General features: G+C 58.9%; 15 protein-coding genes and 1 riboswitch. Of the genes, 11 read left to right on the top strand and 4 right to left on the bottom strand.

Features of this window, described 5'->3' with window-relative positions; genetic code table 11:
- Nucleotides 1-141: 141 nt before the first annotated feature.
- Nucleotides 142-241, top strand: a riboswitch (glycine riboswitch).
- Nucleotides 242-420: 179 nt separating this feature from the next.
- From gcvT to ggt, 4 genes are all read left to right on the top strand, one after another.
- Nucleotides 421-1,515: a glycine cleavage system aminomethyltransferase GcvT gene (gene gcvT / locus AB3X55_11120; protein ID MEX0504136.1), complete on the top strand. Its 1,095-nt coding sequence runs from the start codon at nucleotides 421-423 to the stop codon at nucleotides 1,513-1,515.
- A gap of 26 nt (nucleotides 1,516-1,541) precedes the next feature.
- A complete protein-coding gene (gcvH, locus tag AB3X55_11125; protein MEX0504137.1) occupies nucleotides 1,542-1,904 on the top strand; it encodes a glycine cleavage system protein GcvH in 363 nt (120 codons plus the stop codon).
- Between the two features lie 109 nt (nucleotides 1,905-2,013).
- A complete protein-coding gene (gene gcvP, locus AB3X55_11130; GenBank protein MEX0504138.1) occupies nucleotides 2,014-4,881 on the top strand; it encodes an aminomethyl-transferring glycine dehydrogenase in 2,868 nt (955 codons plus the stop codon).
- A 110-nt stretch (nucleotides 4,882-4,991) separates the two neighbouring features.
- Nucleotides 4,992-6,593, top strand: coding sequence for a gamma-glutamyltransferase (gene ggt / locus AB3X55_11135; GenBank protein MEX0504139.1), 1,602 nt, complete (start codon nucleotides 4,992-4,994; stop codon nucleotides 6,591-6,593).
- A gap of 14 nt (nucleotides 6,594-6,607) precedes the next feature.
- On the opposite strand, the gene AB3X55_11140 is transcribed toward ggt, so the two are convergent.
- Nucleotides 6,608-6,832: a hypothetical protein gene (locus tag AB3X55_11140; protein MEX0504140.1), complete on the bottom strand. Its 225-nt coding sequence runs from the start codon at nucleotides 6,830-6,832 to the stop codon at nucleotides 6,608-6,610.
- 53 nt (nucleotides 6,833-6,885) lie between these two features.
- Complete coding sequence (locus tag AB3X55_11145) at nucleotides 6,886-9,855, bottom strand: FAD-binding and (Fe-S)-binding domain-containing protein (protein MEX0504141.1); 2,970 nt, start codon at nucleotides 9,853-9,855, stop codon at nucleotides 6,886-6,888.
- Between the two features lie 143 nt (nucleotides 9,856-9,998).
- On the opposite strand from AB3X55_11145, the gene AB3X55_11150 reads away from it, so the two are divergent.
- The 7 genes from AB3X55_11150 (at nucleotide 9,999) to AB3X55_11180 (ending at nucleotide 17,333) form a co-directional block, all read left to right on the top strand.
- Nucleotides 9,999-11,186, top strand: a complete 1,188-nt coding sequence (locus AB3X55_11150) for an alanine--glyoxylate aminotransferase family protein (GenBank protein MEX0504142.1) — start codon at nucleotides 9,999-10,001, stop codon at nucleotides 11,184-11,186.
- A 23-nt stretch (nucleotides 11,187-11,209) separates the two neighbouring features.
- Nucleotides 11,210-12,016: an enoyl-CoA hydratase gene (locus AB3X55_11155; GenBank protein ID MEX0504143.1), complete on the top strand. Its 807-nt coding sequence runs from the start codon at nucleotides 11,210-11,212 to the stop codon at nucleotides 12,014-12,016.
- A 119-nt stretch (nucleotides 12,017-12,135) separates the two neighbouring features.
- Nucleotides 12,136-13,560, top strand: a complete 1,425-nt coding sequence (locus AB3X55_11160) for an aldehyde dehydrogenase family protein (protein MEX0504144.1) — start codon at nucleotides 12,136-12,138, stop codon at nucleotides 13,558-13,560.
- Between the two features lie 15 nt (nucleotides 13,561-13,575).
- On the top strand, nucleotides 13,576-14,493 hold the full coding sequence (locus AB3X55_11165) for a dihydrodipicolinate synthase family protein (protein MEX0504145.1): 918 nt from the start codon (nucleotides 13,576-13,578) through the stop codon (nucleotides 14,491-14,493).
- Nucleotides 14,494-14,497: 4 nt separating this feature from the next.
- Nucleotides 14,498-15,208, top strand: a complete 711-nt coding sequence (locus tag AB3X55_11170) for a GntR family transcriptional regulator (protein MEX0504146.1) — start codon at nucleotides 14,498-14,500, stop codon at nucleotides 15,206-15,208.
- The gene (locus tag AB3X55_11175; GenBank protein ID MEX0504147.1) at nucleotides 15,205-16,209 is read left to right on the top strand and encodes a 4-hydroxythreonine-4-phosphate dehydrogenase PdxA; all 1,005 of its coding nucleotides are present in this window, start codon (nucleotides 15,205-15,207) and stop codon (nucleotides 16,207-16,209) included. Before AB3X55_11170 ends, AB3X55_11175 begins: the two co-directional genes overlap by 4 nt.
- Nucleotides 16,209-17,333 (top strand): mandelate racemase/muconate lactonizing enzyme family protein, encoded by a 1,125-nt coding sequence (locus AB3X55_11180; GenBank protein MEX0504148.1) that lies wholly within the window; start codon nucleotides 16,209-16,211, stop codon nucleotides 17,331-17,333. The genes AB3X55_11175 and AB3X55_11180 overlap by 1 nt, the downstream gene beginning before the upstream one ends.
- 12 nt (nucleotides 17,334-17,345) lie before the next feature.
- Here the strand turns inward: AB3X55_11180 and AB3X55_11185 are convergent, their stop codons facing one another.
- On the bottom strand, nucleotides 17,346-18,836 hold the full coding sequence (locus AB3X55_11185; protein ID MEX0504149.1) for a tripartite tricarboxylate transporter permease: 1,491 nt from the start codon (nucleotides 18,834-18,836) through the stop codon (nucleotides 17,346-17,348).
- Between the two features lie 12 nt (nucleotides 18,837-18,848).
- A complete protein-coding gene (locus tag AB3X55_11190; protein MEX0504150.1) occupies nucleotides 18,849-19,307 on the bottom strand; it encodes a tripartite tricarboxylate transporter TctB family protein in 459 nt (152 codons plus the stop codon).
- Nucleotides 19,308-19,353: the final 46 nt, after the last annotated feature.

Here is a 19,353-nt window from a genome sequence, read left to right on the forward strand (position 1 = left end):
AACTCGCAGATCCTTGTCGCGTTACCCGATCTTCGTAACGCTCCACCGATATGGGGGTGGCAGCCGTCTGTCGCAAGCCAAAAAGGCGATGCGCTTTGGCCTTGCCTAAATTCACTATACGACATAGCATCCAAGGGCTCGATACAGGAGAGGGGAGAGTGTCGCAGCGGTTCGATCCGTTGTGGCCACCGAAGGAGCAAAAGCCCAGGAAACTCTCAGGTCCACGTACTCTCTATTCTGTGAGCACTCTGGAAAGCGGCACGGCAGTGCCCACCGACGGGGAAAGCCGCCACCGGTTCATTCAGGGCAGAATGCCCGCAAATGGAACGACAGGCGGGAAATCTCTCAGGTTCGACGACAGAGAGGGCGCATTCGACTTTGTCGACATGCGTTTTCTATGCGTCGCAACAGGAGTGCCCCGTGGAGACCCGCAGGACCCCACTTTATGATTTCCACCTCGCCAACGGTGCGCGGATGGTGCCGTTCGCCGGCTGGGACATGCCGGTGCAATATGCACAGGGCATCAAGACCGAGCATCTGGTGACGCGCAATGCGGCAGGCCTGTTCGATGTGTCGCACATGGCCCAGATATGGCTGTCCGGCACCGACACCGATGCCGCACTTGAAAGCCTGACCCCGACCGATGTCGGCGCCATCGCCGAGGGGCGCGTTCGCTATTCACTGTTCCTGAACGAGGCTGGCGGCGTTCTGGATGATCTGATGATTGCGCGCCTTGACGGTGGTTTGCAGCTGGTCGTCAATGCCGGTCGTGCCGACCATGATATCGCCCATCTTCGCGCCAATCTCGGGGACAATGTGACGATGAATGTGCGCGATGACCGGGCGCTGCTGGCACTGCAGGGGCCACAGGCCCCGCAGGTTCTGCGTCGGCTTGGCGTCGAGCTTGACGGTTTCTTCTTCATGCAGATCGGACATTTCACCATTGACGGCATCGACTGCATCATCACCAGGTCGGGCTATACCGGTGAGGATGGGTTCGAGATATCGCTGCCATCGGACAGGGCGGTCCAACTGGCCGAACGCCTGTGCGCCGACGAGGCCGTGAGCCTTGCCGGACTTGGTGCCCGCGACACGTTGAGGCTCGAGGCCGGCCTGCCGCTTTGGGGCCATGAACTTGACGAGACCATCACCCCCGTGGCTGCCGGGCTGCGGTTTGCCTTATCAAAGCGCCGCCGCGAGGCCGGCGATTTCCCAGGCGCCGCTCCCATCATGACAGACTGGCATGACGGCCCGAAACGACAGCTTGTCGGACTGCTGCCCCAGGGTGGTCGCCCGGTACGTGACGGGGCCGAGCTTGAGCTTGACGGGGCGATCATCGGCCATGTGACATCGGGCGGTTTTGCGCCGAGCCTCGATGCGCCGGCGGCGCTTGGCTTCATCGATACGGCACTGGCGACGCCAGGTACAGAGATCAACGCACTTGTTCGCGGACGCGAGGTGCCGGTAACCGTCGCGGCGCTGCCGCTGGTGCCACATCGCTATATCCGCGGATGACAGAACAGCCAACGAAGGAGAACACCATGTTGCGTTACACAGAAGACCATGAATGGATCAATCTTGACGGCGAGACCGGCGCGGTCGGCATTTCGCCCCACGCCATTGAACAGCTTGGCGACATCGTTTTTGTCGAACTGCCCGAGGCCGGCACGACGGTCAGCAAGGGCGACTCGGTCGCGGTATTCGAATCGGTAAAGGCTGCCTCGGACATCTATTGCCCGGCCAGTGGCGAGATCACCGAGGTCAACACCGCGCTTCTCGACGATCTTGCCAGCATCACTCCCGACCGGGCGCATGATTGCTGGCTGTTCAAGATCAAGGTGGCCGATTCAAGCGAGCTTGACGAGCTGATGGATGACGCTGCCTACAACGCGATGATCGCCTGAAGATGATCACCTGACGCGGATGCTGGCGGCCCCCACCTGCACAGCCCTGACCGGAAACAAACAATAAACCGGGTGCCACCGGGACAAAGACAAAGCAAAGGAAACAACCATGTCACCACTTGAGTCATCATGGAACAATGTGAATGGCGTTCCGCAAGACACGCCGCAGGCCGCCTTCGAAACCCGTCATATCGGGCTGAACCCGCAGGACGTCTCGACCATGCTTGCAACACTGAACGTCCCGTCGCTGGAAGCGCTTCTTGACGAAGTGATCCCGGCCGGCATCCGCCGACATGACGAGATGAATCTGCCGGAAGCCCTGTCCGAAGCCGATATTCTGGCGGAGATGCGGGACTTGGCATCGCGGAACAAGGTGGTCACATCGTTGATTGGCATGGGGTATTATGGCTGCTACACGCCGCCGGTGGTGCTTCGCAATATTCTGGAAAACCCTGCCTGGTACACCGCCTACACGCCGTACCAGCCCGAAATTTCGCAGGGGCGTCTGGAAGCCATCCTGAATTTCCAGACCATGATCACCGAACTGACCGGCATGGATATCGCAAATGGCTCGCTTCTGGACGAGGCGACAGCCGCCGCCGAAGGTATGGCGATGGCATTCCGCGCGCATCGCGACAAGGCAACAATCTTCCGGGTCGATCCCGACACCCATCCACAGACACTTGCCGTTCTGCGCACGCGTGCCAGACCGATCGGCATCGAGATCGAACTTGCCGCGCCTGACGCGCCCTATGGGGATGGCTGTTTCGGGACACTGATCAGCTATCCGGGAAGCAGCGGCCATGTGCGCGACATCCAGCCGGCCATCGACGCCATTCACGCAGCTGGCGGCCTTGCCATTGTTGCCTCGGATCTGCTGGCGCTGACGCTTCTCGAGGCTCCGGGCAATCTTGGCGCCGATATAGTTCTCGGATCGGCGCAGCGCTTTGGCGTTCCCTTTGGCTATGGCGGCCCGCATGCCGCTTTCTTTGCCTGCCGTACGGCCCATCAGCGCGCCATTCCGGGCCGTCTTGTCGGGGTCAGCCAGGACAGTGGCGGTCGCATGGCCTATCGGCTGGCGCTGCAGACCCGCGAACAGCATATCAGGCGGGAAAAGGCGACGTCGAACATCTGTACCGCCCAGGTGCTTCTGGCCGTCATGGCCGGGTTCTACGGGCTGTGGCACGGCCCGGAAGGGCTGACGCGGATTGCCGGCCATGCGCATGCGATGGCCTGTCGTTTCGCCGCCGCCATGAAGGCTGCCGGCAGAACGGTCAGACATGAGGCCTTCTTTGACACTGTCGTCATCGAGGCGGCTGAGGATCGTGATGATCTGATGGCGGCCGCGCTGGCCGCCGGGGTCAATCTGCGGGCGATGGAGGGGGCCGTTGCCGCCAGTTTCGACGAGACAGGCTCGGTCGATATACTGGGCCGGCTTCTCGACGCTCTTGGTGCCGGCGATGCCGGTGGCAGCAGCCAGGAGTCGGCCATTCCGCAATCACTGCGGCGGGCCGACGGCTTCATGCGCCAGCCGGTGTTCCATCGCTATCGGACCGAAACCGAAATGCTGCGCTACATGCGCAGCCTTGCCGATCGTGATCTGGCGCTCGACCGCTGCATGATCCCGCTTGGCTCCTGCACGATGAAGCTGAACGCCACCACCGAGATGATCCCTGTGACATGGCCTGAATTCGCCAACATCCACCCCTATGCGCCGGCAGATCAGGCCGAGGGCTATGCCGCGATGATCGCACGGCTTGAAACGATGCTGGCCGAATCAACCGGCTATGCAGGTGTGTCATTGCAGCCCAATGCCGGGTCGCAGGGCGAGTTTGCCGGTCTGCTTGCCATCGCGCGCTATCATGAATCGCGTGGCGAAGGGGCGCGCAATATCTGCCTGATCCCGCAATCGGCGCATGGCACCAACCCGGCCTCGGCGGCAATGGCCGGCATGAAGGTGGTGGTTGTAAAATGCGATGCGGACGGCAATGTCGATATCGAGGACCTGAAAGCCAAGACCGAGGCACATCGTGACTCGCTGGCTGCCATCATGGTGACCTATCCATCGACACATGGCGTATTCGAGGAATCCATCGTCGAGCTGTGTGACATTGTCCATGAGGCTGGTGGCCAGGTCTATGTCGACGGGGCCAATCTGAACGCTCTTGTCGGGCATTGCTCGCTGCCGGCATTCGGTGCCGATGTCAGCCATCTGAATCTCCACAAGACGTTCTGCATCCCGCATGGCGGCGGTGGCCCCGGCGTCGGGCCAATCGGTGTGGCGGCGCATCTTGTGCCTTTCCTTCCCGGCTCGCCCCTTGGCGGTGACGGTGCGGTCAGCGCCGCGCCGTTCGGGTCCGCCGGCATCCTGCCGATTACCTATGCCTATATCCGGATGATGGGAAGCAAGGGGCTGAAAGCGGCGACGGGAACCGCAATTCTGGCCGCCAATTACGTGGCGACGCGGCTGGCACCGCATTATCCGGTTCTGTATACCGGTGCGAACGGGCGGGTGGCGCATGAATGCATCATCGACATTCGCGACATTCAGGACCGCAGTGGCATCAGCAATGAAGATATCGCCAAACGACTTGTCGATTTCGGGTTTCATGCGCCAACCATGTCATTCCCGGTTGCCGGCACATTGATGATCGAGCCTACCGAATCGGAATCCATCGCCGAGATCGACCGCTTCTGCGATGCGATGCTGTCGATTGCCGTGGAAATCGGCAAGGTTGAATCCGGCATCTGGCCGCAGGATGACAATCCACTCGTCAACGCGCCCCACACAGCAGCCGATTTGATGACTGCAGAATGGACCCACCCCTATAGCCGCGAGGAGGCCGCCAATCCGGAGATGAACCGGCAGGCCAACAAATACTGGCCACCGGTGAGCCGCATCGACAATGCCTATGGCGACCGCAATCTGATCTGCTCATGTCCGAGCATTGATGAATGGGAAGCCGCAGCAGAATGAGTCTGCGGACTGATTGGCACGCATTATCGAAGGGCCACCATCCGGTGGCCCTTTTGATTTTGTGACCAATGTGATTTCATCAATATCCCACCACATCGGAAACCAGCATCATGCGTCATCTAGAATATCCTGGCAGATCACCAGTCGCCGCGCCGAATGGTATGGCAAGCACCTCGCATCCGCTTTCCACACAGGCCGCCATCACCATTCTCCAGGATGGGGGCAACGCCCTTGACGCGGCGATCGCCGCCTGCGCGGTACAATGTGTTGTCGAACCGGAATCAACAGGCATTGGCGGTGACTGCTTCTGTCTCTACGCCCCCTATGGACGTGACAGCATCATCGCCTTCAACGGATCCGGGCGGGCACCGGGCGGGCTCAGTTCGGACCGATTGCTGGAGCAGGGTATCTCGCGGATCGAGCGGCAGTCACCACATGCGGTGACGATTCCCGGCGCGGTGGATGCCTGGACCCAGCTGAACCGTGACCACGGCAGCTTGGAGCTTGCCAGAGTGCTGGCACCCGCCATCGCCTATGCCCGCGACGGCTATCCCATAACGCAACGGGTGGCGCACGACTTTGCCGGCGCGTTCGACTGGCTGGATGAGGACGCGCGCACCGTTTTCGCCCGCGACGGCGCACCCCTCCCGCTTGGCGCCAGACATACACAGCCGGCGCTGGCGGCAACGCTGGAGCGGATTGGACGGGACGGGCGCGACGGTTTCTATGACGGACCGGTTGCCAGCGAAATCATCGCCAAGCTGCGGCGCCTTGGCGGGCATCACACAGCTGAGGATTTTGCCGCCGCCATCGGCGAATATGTCGAGCCGATCAGCACATCCTTTCGTGATCATAAGGTCTGGCAATGCCCGCCAAATGGCCAGGGGGTCATCGCGCTGATGCTTTTGAACATCATGCAACACGCATCAGGCAGCGACGCCAACCGCGAGGCGGGGCCTCTCACGGCAGAACGGATACATCTTGAAATCGAGGCCGGCCGCCTTGCCTATCGTGACCGCGGTCTTGTTCTGGCGGATCCGGCACAGGCCGGCGTGCCCGTACCCGACATGCTTGACCCCGCCTATGCCGACAGGCTGTGGCACCAGATCACCCCGGACAGGCGACTTGACCCGCTGCCTCCAAGCCAGCTGCCACGCCACAGCAGCACCGTCTATATCACCGTTGTTGATCGCGACAGGAATTGCTGCAGTTTCATCAACTCGCTCTATGACAATTTCGGCTCGGGGCTCTTTGCGCCCGAAAGCGGCGTCATGCTGCACAATCGCGGCCAGGGGTTTGTTGTTGACCCCGATCATCCGAATGGCGTCGCGCCGGGCAAGCGGCCACTTCACACGCTGATTCCGGGCATGGTGACAAAGGACGGACAGGTGACCATCAGCTATGGCGTCATGGGCGGCGAATATCAGGCCTTTGGCCATATGCAATTCCTGACCCGCCATTTCGATTACGGGATGGACATGCAGATGGCCCAGGACACAGCGCGCTTCTTTCCGGACCCGTTCAGCGAATCGGTGGATATCGAAGCACCTGTTCCGGCCGACATTCGCGCGGCCCTGTCACGGCTTGGGCATAATCTGAGGCCGGCAGGCAAACCCATTGGCGGGTCACAGGCGATCAGCATTGACTGGAAAACGGGCCTTCTGACGGCCGGTTCCGACCCGCGCAAGGATGGTTGCGCGATGGGATACTGACCAGCATGTCCACATCACGGTGACAGGGTCTGGAAAGCCAGCCGCAGCCTGATCCCGGCCTCGACAACGGGTCCGGCCCGGGCGTGCGGTGCATTGTGCCGCCATTCGACAAACCCTTCGGTGGACAGAACATCACCCCAGCCGCGCCGCCGAAAGAACAGCCCTATATCGATCTCGCGTCGGGCCGGGCTGAGGCCGACAACAAAGCTTGCCATCAGGCCGCCGGCCTCTGCACCCATAAGGCGAACAGATACGTTAACCTTTTATTAACGCCAGAAATCACGCCTGAAAATCAGGCGCTGTGACGGTCAGTTGCAAGCCGGTCAAGATACAGCGCCAGATGCGTGGCCTCGCGTCCGGCACCATCGCCAATCTGGCACCGACAGGATGTGCCATCCGCCAGAATGGCCTGATCGGCATCAGCCTTCCGCACTGCCGGCAATAGCGACGCCTCGGCCATTTTCATCGAGACATCATAGGTATCTCTGCCATAGCCGAAGGCACCCGCCATCCCGCAACAGGATGTCTCGATGGTCTCGACCTCGACATTGGCAAGGTCGCGAAGCACCGTTTCGATCGGCTTGACGACGTCAAATGCCTTCTGGTGACAATGGCCGTGAAGTTTTGCCCGGCGGCTGCGGTCGGACTGCGCAAGGCCAAGATCGGGGCGGTCCTCGGCCAGCAGCTCGGCCAGTGTCAGCACCGAACCGGCAACTGTTTCAGCTTGTGATGATCCAAGCAAAGCCGGAATCTCGTCGCGAAGCGCCAGCGTGCAGGACGGCTCCAGACCGACAATCCGCACGCCGCTCCGCGCTACAGGATACAGCGCCCCTATCAGACGTTCGGCCTCGGCGCGGGCCGCCGCCACCATGCCGGAGGACAGATAGGTACGGCCACAGCAAAGTGGCCGTCCGGATGCCGGAAGCGGCGCGAAGACATCATAGCCGGCGCGCTGCAGGACACGAACCGCGGCCCGCAGGTTTTCCGGTTCGAAATAGCGGTTGAAGGTATCGGAGAACAACACCACCGGCGTGCCATTGCCGGTCGGTGTGGCGGCAAGCTCTGTATTGCTGAATGCATGCGCATGCCAGTGCGGCAGCGCGCGTCTGGCGGTGAAACCGGTGATCCGGGACACCAGTCCGGACAGACCGGGAATATGGCGCCACAGGCCCTGGACAAGGTTGCTGAAGCTGGCAAGACGAGACGCCATGGGCGCATAGGCAGGCAGATGGGCAATCAGCCTGTCGTGAAGTGAGATGCCGTGTAGGCTGGCGCGCGCCGCGGTGACCTCAAGCTTCATCCGCGCCATATCGACGCCAACCGGGCATTCCCGTTTGCATGCCTTGCAGGACACGCAGAGCTTCATGGTTTCGGCCATGGCATCGCCAGTCAGCGCGTCCGGTCCCAGCTGGCCCGACATCGCCAACCGCAGTGAATTCGCCCTGCCCCTGACCGCGTCGCGTTCGTTGCGGGTGGCCCGATAGGACGGGCACATCACCCCACCTTCAAGCTTGCGGCAGGCACCGTTATTGTTGCACATCTCGACCGCACCCTGAAACCCACCGGCACGGCCAGGCCAGTCGGCCCAATCGAGAATGGTGTCACGGTCCTCGACACTGTATCCGGGGGCAAAGCGGAACAGCGCGCGGTCATCCATCTTCGGCGCATCGGTGATCTTGCCTGGATTGAACATGCCGGCCGGATCGAACATCGCCTTGACCTGCCGGAACAGATCGGGAAGGACCGGGCCGAACATGGTGTCGTTGAATTCCGAACGGACAATGCCGTCGCCATGCTCACCGGAATGCGAGCCGCCAAATGACCGCACCAGCTCGAACGCCTCTTCAGCGATGGCACGCATGGTATCCGCCCCAGCCTGCTGTTTCATGTCCAACACGGGACGCACATGAAGACAACCGACAGACGCATGCGCATACCAGGTGCCCTTGGCACCATGCCGGTCAAATATACGGGTCAGCCTGTCGGTATATTCGGCAAGATCCTTCAGCTCAACAGCACAGTCCTCAAGAAAGGAGACAGGTTTTGCCTCACTTTTCATGCTCATCATGATGTTGAGGCCGGATTTCCGCATCTCGGCGACGCGCCCCTGCATGGCCGGGTCAATGGCATCGACGACACCGCCACACCATTCACCATCACGATCCCAGCCAAAGCCGAGATCGGCCATCATGCCATGAAGCCGCTTCAGCCGGCGGTGGTTCTCCGCCATGTCATCCTCGGCAAACTCGACAATCAGAAGTGCCGCCGGATCGCCGCGCACCGCTTCTTGCAACGTCTTCTGGAACATCGGAATCGAGCGGCCAAGCGCAATCATCGTATCGTCGACCAGCTCGACCGCAACGGGGTCGAGCGTGACCAGATGCTGCGCGGCATCCATCGCCTTGTAGAAAGTCGGGAAATGGCAGATCCCCATCAGCTTTTGCGCCGGCAGCGGCCATAGCTTCAGCTCGATCGCCGTACTGTAGGCAAGCGTGCCTTCCGATCCGACAAGAAGATGCGCCAGATTGATCCCGTCACCGGGCTGGCCGCCGGGACGAAGCGCCATCGCATCTGGCATCAGCGCATCAACATTATACCCGCCGACACGACGCAACACGGTGGGAAACCCATCAAGAATGTCCTGGCTGTGACGTGTACCCATCTCCAGCAATCGTGGCTGCAGATCGGCCAGCATCCCGGTTGGCGTCACCTTGTCGATATCGCCAAACCGCGCCTTTGACCCATCTGCCATGATGGCATCGATGGCGGTAACGTTGTCACGCATCATGCCATAGCGGATCGATCTGCCACCACAGCTGTTGTTGCCGGCCATGCCGCCGATGGTGGCGCGGCTGGAGGTCGAGACATCGACCGGAAACCACAATCCGTGCGGTTTCAGCTGGCGGTTCAGTTCATCAAGCACAATCCCGGGTTCGACCAGACAGCGTCGACGCGCGACATCAAGATCCAGGATCCGGTTCAGATGCCGACTTGTATCCATGACGATGGCGTTGTTCACCGTCTGCCCGCATTGCGAAGTGCCGCCCCCGCGCGGCAGCACGGCAAGCCCCTCGCGCCTGGCAAAATCCAGTGTCGCCTCGACATCGGCAAGGGTTTCCGGAACCACCACCGCATGTGGCATCATCTGATAGATCGAGGCATCGGTGGCATAGCGTCCACGCGCGAACACATCGTCGAACAGCGCCCCGCTGAGCGCAGCTTTCAACGGAGCAAAGGACGGGATGCGAATGTCGTTCGGCATGGATTCACCCGGAAATCGGAAGGTGGATACTGCGGTTCAACGCAGGTGGGCATAGCGTCGCGGCACCAACCGCAAGGTTGTACACCGACCGTTAAGAATCTAGGCTATTGTCCTTCTGCTTCCAACGCGAAAGATTACCGCATATGAGTTCCGATAAATATCAGGCCGGGCGCCATTTCCTGCAAATCCCCGGACCAACAAATGTGCCTGACCGCATCCTGCGGGCGATGGACCATCCGACAATCGACCATCGTGGCCCGGCCTTTGCCGAACTGGGCAAAACCTGTCTCGATGGCATGAAACGCATCTTCAAGACAGACTCCGCCGTCATCATCTATCCGGCTTCGGGCACCGGTGCGTGGGAGGCCGCGCTGGTCAACCTGATCAATGAAGGCGATCGCGTGCTGATGGTTGAAACCGGCCATTTCGCAACCTTGTGGAAGAAGATGGCCGACAGGCTGGGAATCGAGACAGAGTTCCTCGCGACGGACTGGCGCCGCGGTGTCGACCCACAGGCTATCGAGGACCGGCTCCGCGAAGACAGCGAAGGCCGTATTCGTGCCGTCTGTGTTGTCCATAATGAAACCTCGACCGGATCGACCTCGCGCATCGGCGAGGTCCGCGCCGCAATGGACGCTGCCGGCCATGGCGGATTGCTGATGGTCGATACCATTTCATCACTGGCCTCGATCGACTATCGACATGACGAGTGGGGCGTCGATGTGACCGTATCCGGATCGCAGAAGGGGCTGATGCTGCCGCCAGGCCTGTCTTTCAACGCCATTTCCGAACGCGCGATCGCCGAGTCAAGAACCGGTGGCCAGCAGCGGTCCTATTGGGACTGGCATGAGCAGCTTGCCGCCAATGCCAACGGCGCTTTTCCCTACACGCCGGCGACCAACCTTCTCTATGGTCTCACCGAGGCCATCGACATGCTCCATGAAGAAGGGCTCGACAACGTCTTTGCGCGTCATGACAGACATGCCGAGGCCACCCGTCGCGCGGTACAGGCCTGGGGTCTGGAGGTGCTATGTCAGGAACCACGCGATTTTTCCAGCTCGCTGACCGCTGTGTTGATGCCGGACGGCCACAATGCCGATGAATTCCGGGCCAGGGTGCTGGCACATTTCGACATGTCTCTTGGCAACGGGCTTGCGCGGCTAGCGGGCCGGGTCTTTCGGATTGGCCATCTTGGCGATTTCAACGATCTGATGCTGACAGGAACGCTGAGTGGTGTTGAAATGGGGCTGCGGGTGGCCGACATCCCCCACCAGTCCGGTGGCGTTCAGGCGGCGATGCAGTATCTTGCCGAAAGTGCCGCCGCGGCCTGATCGGCCCTGACAAGGAGGATCCCATGCCGGACCAAGCGATGCAGCAAGACGAGGAACTTCTCTACAATGTGACCGACGGTATCGGTCATATTGTCCTGAACAGACCCCATCGGCGCAACGCTCTGACCTTTGGCATGTATGACCGGATCAAGGAAATCTGCACACTGGCAGGCACAGATGCCGACCCGGACGATGTCCGGGTGCTGATTTTTTCGGGCGGCGGTGATGCCGCCTTTGCCGCGGGGACAGATATCTCGCAATTCCGGACCTTCACCGCCCAGGATGCGATCAATTACGAACAGATGATTGATCGCACGCTGACCACGATCGAAGAATGCCGTGTGCCGACCATCGGCGCGTTGAACGGGTTCTGTACCGGCGGCGGTGCCGCCATCGCGGCCACCTTGGATATCAGGATTGGCAGCCGCGATCTGAAGATTGGCGCGCCGATTGCCCGTACGCTCGGCAACTGTCTGGCCATTGGCAATCTCAGCCGGTTTATCCGGCTGGTCGGTGAGGCGCGGGTCAAATATATGCTGTTGACCGCCCAGCTTATCGACGCTGAAGAAGCGGCGTCGGCCGGCTTTATATCGGAATGCCTCGATGATCGCGAATCCGTGCTGCAACGCGCCAATGACATGGCACGGGGCATCACCGAGCTGGCACCGTTGACGCTTGACGCGACCATGCGTGGCATGCGCCGATTGCAGACCATGACACCGCTTCCCGATGATCATGATCTTGTCGAGCAATGTTTCGGAAGTGCCGATTTCAAAGAGGGGGTCGCCGCCTTTTTCGAAAAGCGCAAGCCCGACTGGAAAGGCGTCTGATCCACGCGGCAGCGGACATCCACCACTTTGCCTTTCCCATAATTTGGTATACCATGTTCCCATAGCGATGAACGGCGACCTCTGGCGCCGGTCATGCCATGGGGACACAGGAGAGATACGTGGATTTCGCACATTTCATCGACGGCCAGTGGGTTGCTGACAAGGACGTCACAACCAACCGCAATCCAGCCAATCAGGATGACATCATCGGCACCTATGCCCGGGGCGGGGCGGCACGCGTTGACGAGGCCGTGGCAGCCGCGAAGGCGGCGCTTGATGAATGGGCGCATGCCAGCCCACAGGTGCGGCACGATGTTCTGGAAAAGGCCGGTGCCCTGATTGTCGAGCGCAAGGATGAGCTTGGCAGGCTTCTGGCCCGTGAAGAAGGAAAGACAATTGCCGAGGCGGTTGGCGAAACCATCCGCGCCGCTCAGGTCTTCAAATTCTTTGCCGGTGAGGCACTTCGCAATACAGGGGACGCAATCGCATCGGTTCGTCCTGGCGTCGAGGTCACAATCGAACGTGAACCGGTCGGTGTGGTCGGGCTGATCACACCCTGGAATTTCCCGATCGCCATCCCGGCATGGAAACTGGCACCTGCACTTGCCTTTGGCAACACGGTGGTGATGAAACCAGCCGAACTCACGCCCGGCTGCGCCTGGGAACTGGCCAGAATTCTGGAACAGGCAGGCTGCCCGGCTGGCGTGTTCAACCTTGTCATGGGCCCCGGATCGCAGGTTGGCGCGCGGATTGTTGACCATCCCGACATTGCGGCTGTCAGCTTTACCGGATCGGTGGCGACGGGCCGGCAGGTGGCCATAGACTGCGCCGCAAACGGCAAGAAAGTGCAACTTGAAATGGGCGGCAAGAACCCGATGGTTGTTGTCGATGATGCCGATCTTGATATCGCTGTCGGCGCATCGCTGAACGGTGCTTTCTTCTCGACCGGTCAGCGGTGCACCGCGTCGTCTCGGCTGATTGTCACCAAGGGCATCCATGATGCGTTTCTCGACAAATTGACCGCCGCGGCAGCCGATCTGGTGGTTGGCGATCCGCTGGATCCGAAGACACAGATCGGCCCGGTCGTCGACCAGTCGCAGATGGATCAGAATATGCAGTATCTGGCGCTGGCTTCCGAGGAAGGCTGTGACGTGCGCGGGGGTGGCCTCGGCAATGGCAACGGGTTCTTCATGCATCCGGCGATCTTTGCCGGGGCGACCAATGCCATGCGGGTTTCGCGTGAGGAAATCTTTGGCCCGATGACGTCAATCATCAAGGTTGATGATTATGACGAAGCGCTCGCGGTTGCCAATGACACCGAATTCGGGCTGTCCTCGGGTATCTGCACAACCTCGCTGAAACTGTCATCGCATTTCCGGCGCCATTCCAAGGCAGGCATGGTGATGGTGAACCTGCCAACTGCCGGTGTCGATTATCATGTGCCGTTTGGTGGCAGAAAGAGATCAAGCTATGGCCCGCGCGAACAGGGAAGCTATGCCCGCGAATTCTATACAGTCGTCAAGACAAGCTACATAGCGCCCTGACGGAGACAGACCGGCATGACCACACGTTCCTATAGCGGCATCTGGCCTGTTGCACCGACGCCCTTCACCGAAACCGGTGCCATCGATGATGACGGCATGCGCCGGGTTCTGGACTGCATGATCGATCAGGGCTGCGACGGCATCTGCATTCTTGCCAACTTTTCCGAGCAGTTTCTGATTTCCGATTCCGAACGCGAGAATCTGACGAAACTCTGCCTTGCCCATATTGATGGCCGGGTGCCGGTCATCGTGACCATCAGCCATTTCGCCACGGATATCGTGGTCGCACGGGCAAGACAGGCAAAGCAGCTTGGCGCCGCAATTGTCATGATGATGGCGCCGTATCATGGCGCGCTGTTGAAGGGCAACGCCCAGCAGACCTTTGACCAGTTCAGAATGGTCGGCGATGTCGGCATCCCGATCATGATCCAGGACGCACCGCTTTCAGGTGTCGATTTGCCAGTGCCTTTGCTGGCCAGAATGGCGCGTGAGATCGAGATGGTGAAGCTGTTCAAGATCGAATCGGCGGGGGTCGCAACAAAGATGCGGGCGCTTCTTGACGCGGCCGGCGATGCCATCGAAGGACCGTTCGATGGCGAGGAGGGCATCACCCTTCTGGCCGATCTTGATGCCGGCGCGACTGGATCCATGACATCGGGGCTGATTCCGGACTTGATCCGGCCGATCATCACATCGCATGCCGCCGGCGACCGCGATGCTGCGGTGGCCGGCTATACAAGCGTGCTTCCCGTGATCAATCACGAGAATCGTCAGTGCGGGTTCCGCGCGGCAAAGGCGGCGATGGTCGAGGGCAAGGTCATCGCCTCGGATTTCTGTCGCCATCCGATTGACCCCCTCCCCGCAGAAACGCGGGCCGAGCTTCTGGGACTGATGCGGCCACTGGACCCGATTGTGCTTCGATGGGGACAGTGAGACGATGGCCAAGGACAACGCACTGACATCCCTGCTGAATGAGGGTGAAATCAAACCAACCCAGTGTCGCTCGCTGAGCGAGGAAACGGCGGACAAGCTTCGTGAGCTGATCCTTCTGGAAAAGCTGCCACCCGGCATGCATATCCCTGAACGCGATCTTGCCGACGTTCTGGGGATCAGCCGCACCCCGATGCGCGAAGCCCTGCGGATACTCGAAAGCGAGGGGCTGGTCGATCATACGCCAACACGCCGGTCACGTGTCGCCAACCCGTCGGTTGATGAGCTGGCGCAAAGCATGAAGGTGCTGGCCGCATTGGAGGCCCTGGCCGGGGAGCTGGCCTGTGTTCATGCCACTGACCAGGAAATTGCGGCCATCGCCGCGCTGAACCGGCGTATGGTTCAAAAAAGCGACGACTTGAGTTCGATCGATTTCTTCAAGACCGACATGGCGTTCCATACCGGCATTGTTGCTGCAAGTGGCAATGCGGCGCTTGTCGATACGCATGCCAAATACAATGCCAGACTATGGCGTGCCAGGTTCCTGTCATCGCGCCGCAAACTTGGTCGCGCGACCACCCTGCAACAGCATCAGGACATCACCTCGGCGCTGCAGGACCGGAACAGGACCGCCGCCGCGCTGGCCATGCGTGACCATATCGAGACAGCTATCAAGAATCTTATCACGTCCCGGGACGAACAGGAGAGCTTTGAATGAAACCCCGTATTGGCATCATCCCGGGCGACCCCGGCGGCATCGGTCCCGAACTTATCGCCAAACTGCTGGCCGAAGATGGGGTGCGCGATCAGGCCGATATCCTGCTGATCGGTGACCGCCATCTGTTTGAAATGGGGCAGGCGCAGGCTGGCCTCGACATTGAAATGACCGAGTGTGACGCCGTGGGTGGCGACTGGACCTGCCTTGACGGGGTGGCACTTCACAACCGCGAGACGATTGCGCCGGAGGATGTCCGTCTTGCCGAGGTCACGCTTGCCAATGGCAGCTCGGCGCTTGGCAATCTGAACTGCGCTCTGGAAATGGCCCGCGACGGCATCATTGATGCCATCACCTTTGGACCTTTCAACAAGGCCGCCCTGATTGAGGCTGGGCTTGGCCATGAGGATGAGCTTCACTACATGGCCGAGTTTCTCGGGGTCGATACATATATCTCCGAACTCAATACCCTGAATGGCATCTGGACCAGCCGGGTTTCCAGTCACATTCCGCTGAAGGATGTTCCCGACTACATCAATAGTCACCGGATCACCGAGGCGGTGCATCTGATCGACCGGACGCTGAAACGGTCCGGCCTGACACGCCCACGATTGTCGGTCGCGGCGCTGAACCCGCATGCCGGCGATAATGGAAATTTTGGGATGGAAGAGATCGAGGTGATCACGCCGACGGTCGAGGCTCTCCGTCAGCAGCAGCTGAATGTCGACGGTCCATGGCCGTCTGACACTGTGTTCCTGAAAGCCAAGGCAGGTGACGTCGACGGCATCATCACCATGTATCACGACCAGGGACAGATTGCGTTGAAGCTGATGGGCTTTGATCGCGGTGTGACCGTTCAGGGGGGCATCCCCTTTCCGGTCACGACGCCGGCCCATGGCACCGCATTCGACATAGCCGGGACAGGCACGGCTGATGTCGGCGCCACGCGTGCCGCCTTTGACATTGCATGCGACATGGTCGGCCATTGGGACGGTGCGGCCTGATGAAAATAACCGCCATCCGCGCCTACGCGCTGAATCTCGAAATGTCGCTGGACATCACCACGCCGGCAAAGAGCGCGCGCCATCAGGCTTGTGTTGTTGAGATCGAGACCGATACTGGTATCACCGGTCACGGCATTACGTCCATCGGACCGGCAAAGCCCATTCAGACAGCTGTCGAGAGTATCGCTGCCCCCGCGATCATGGGCATGGACCCGCTCAATAACGACCGGATATGGGACAGGCTCTACTGGTCGCTGGTGCCGCGTGGCCAGAGTGGCATTGGCATGCACGCCATCGCCGCCCTGGATATTGCCCTCTGGGATATCAAGGGAAAGGCGCTAGGCCAGCCAATCTGGCGACTTCTTGGCGGCGCCCGCGACCTGTGTCCCGTCTACGCCACTTTCGGATTCGGGTTTTATGAAACCGACGAGCTGCCACATGCCGCCGAGGCATGGATGAAGCGCGACTTTTCCCGATTGAAGATGACAGTTGGCAACAGCGCGCTGCAACGGCGGGACGAACCGCGGCTGCTGAGTGATGTCATCATCGAAGACAAGCGCCGCGTCGCCGCCGTTCGTGATGCCGCCGGACCCGATGCCGAACTGTTCATCGACGCCAATTGCAGCCTTGATTATTTCCATGCGGTCGAACTTGCGACAGCGCTGACACCCTATCACATCACCTTCTTTGAAGAGCCGATCACCCAGAATGACGTTCGCCAGATGGCCGATTTGCGCCGTCAGACAGGGATGCGGGTTGCCTGTGGCCAGAACGAGGCACATTCCTATCGCTTTCGCGACATGCTGATCGCCGGCGCGGTCGATATCATCCAGCCGAATGTAGTCATCACCGGCGGCTTTACGCAATGTCAGAAAATCGCCGCACTGGCATCCGGGTTCAATGTCGGGGTCGATAATGGGGGCGCGTGGCCCTTTTTCAATGCGCATCTGCAGGCCGGCGTCGCGAATGGCGGCCTTGTCGAATATCACTATTCTTCAGTGGAGGCCTGCCGCCTGATTTATGACGGCCTGCCTGAACCGGCAGATGGCTGGCTGAAAATGGGTGAGGAACCCGGTCTTGGATTCGAGCTGAACACCGAACGTCTGCAGAGCTACGTTATCTGACCGAAGAGCCGCCTAGTTAGCAGCCTTTTTTCCACCAGTAATCAGCTTGAAAATCTGCGAGCCGAACAGCCCGAGGAAGGCCAGTACAAGGAAGAATACTGCCAGAGGTTGAGTGAAAATCTGCCACCATTCCCCATTGAAGATCTTTAGTGAATTTTGCAGATTGACCTCAACCATTTTGCCCAGGATGAGACCAACAGCAATCGGTGCAACAGCAAACCCAAAACGGCGAGCTAAAAACCCGATTACGCCAAAAATCAATACAATCCAGATATCGAGCATCGAATTGTTCAGCGCATAGGCTCCAATGACAGACAAGGCAAACACAATCGGCCATAAGATTGCAGATGGGACAAGCGAAATGCGGGCAAAGATTTTTGCAGCGTAAAGACCCATTAATAGGAACACTATATTAGCAACAAACATTGACCCAAAAATCTGATAGACGGCTGTCACTTGTTCATTAAACAAATAAGGTCCTGGGCGTAGACCATGCACCATTAAGCCGACTAGGATAATCGCTGTTGTTCCACTTCCGGGAATACCTAAAACCATAGTTGGTACCATCGCCCCGCCCGTGGCTGCATTATTGGCAGATTCAGCACCTGCGATACCTTCAATAGACCCTTTGCCGAATTCCTCTTTATTCTTGGACCATCTTTTTGCTTCAGAATAGCCGATCATTGATGCAACTGTTGCCCCTTCCGCAGGCAGAATACCAATAAAGGTGCCAATGCCTGATGAACGCACAACCGTCTTCCAAACTTTTTTGTAATCCGCTCGGCTAGGCAGCTGAACAGCCTTCATCTTTATATACTCAGCAGCCTGATTAGCCGTTTTTGACTGGACCAGTAATTCTGACATTGCAAAAAGACCAATCATCACCGGCACAAAGGACAATCCCTCATACAATTCATAATTGCCAAACATGAACCGCTCAATCGCTGTCACACGTTCAGCTCCGATGGTTGATAGCCAGACACCGAACACGCCACCTATAAGATTTTTAACAGCACCGCCAGAACTGATGCTTGCCAGCATTGAAAGGCCAAAAATTGTTAGGGCAAAATATTCAGGCGGGCGGAACTCATAAGCCACACGCGCCAGCAAGGGGGCGGCAAAACACAGCACAATGACAGAGACAACGCCACCAAAGGTCGAGGAAATGACAGCAATACCCAATGCTCGTCCAGCTTCACCACGCTGGGCCAATGGAAAACCATCAAAAGTAGTTGCGGCAGCCGCGGAAGTTCCCGGCGTGTTGATGAGAATAGCTGTGATTGAGCCTGCAAAGGTAGCTGAAACATAAATCGTAGCCAATACAGCAATCGCATGCACAGGCTCCATTGTTAGTGTGAAAGGCAGCAGCAACGCTGCCCCGGTGGTAGCTCCGAGCCCAGGCAATACCCCAATAACAATGCCAATAACAGTCGTCGCAAAAATAAGAAACAGCAAGTAGGGATCTAAGACCACTGAGCCTAGAGCAGACAACGCTTCATACATCAGTTCGTCTCCTTATCCGTAATACCAGTTCATCAGAATCCCACGTGGAAACCGAATGCGCAGAACATTGTCAAATAAAAGAAATATAAGAAATGGTGTAAGAAACGCATTTGCTGCAGCAATGAACAAACGTCGTTCGCCCCAAGCCAATGACAGCAAAAACATCACTACAGCAATGGCGATAAACATATCAGTGGATACAGTCAGCCCATAAAATAGGACCATTAGAATCATGGATAACCAGGTTACCCGATTCATGGGCTCAGGAACTTTTGGCGGGGCCTTGTTAATCTGATAAGCAAGAATGGCTGTTAGGATCAGATTAAGAACCATTAAAAATATAGGGAATGAGCGGGGTTGCATACTGTCACCGACAATCATCGGCGGCGACAAATCTAACTGCAGTGCCAGATAAATGATCACAACGGAAATAATCGTCAGCACAACTGGCACGATTTGTTGTTTAATCATGGCCTGTCCATTTTCCCCGAAAAAGGCGCCCCCGCAAATCTATGCG

This window comes from Alphaproteobacteria bacterium LSUCC0719, assembly GCA_040839025.1.
In the GTDB taxonomy this organism is placed as follows: Bacteria; Pseudomonadota; Alphaproteobacteria; order Puniceispirillales; family Puniceispirillaceae; genus UBA8309.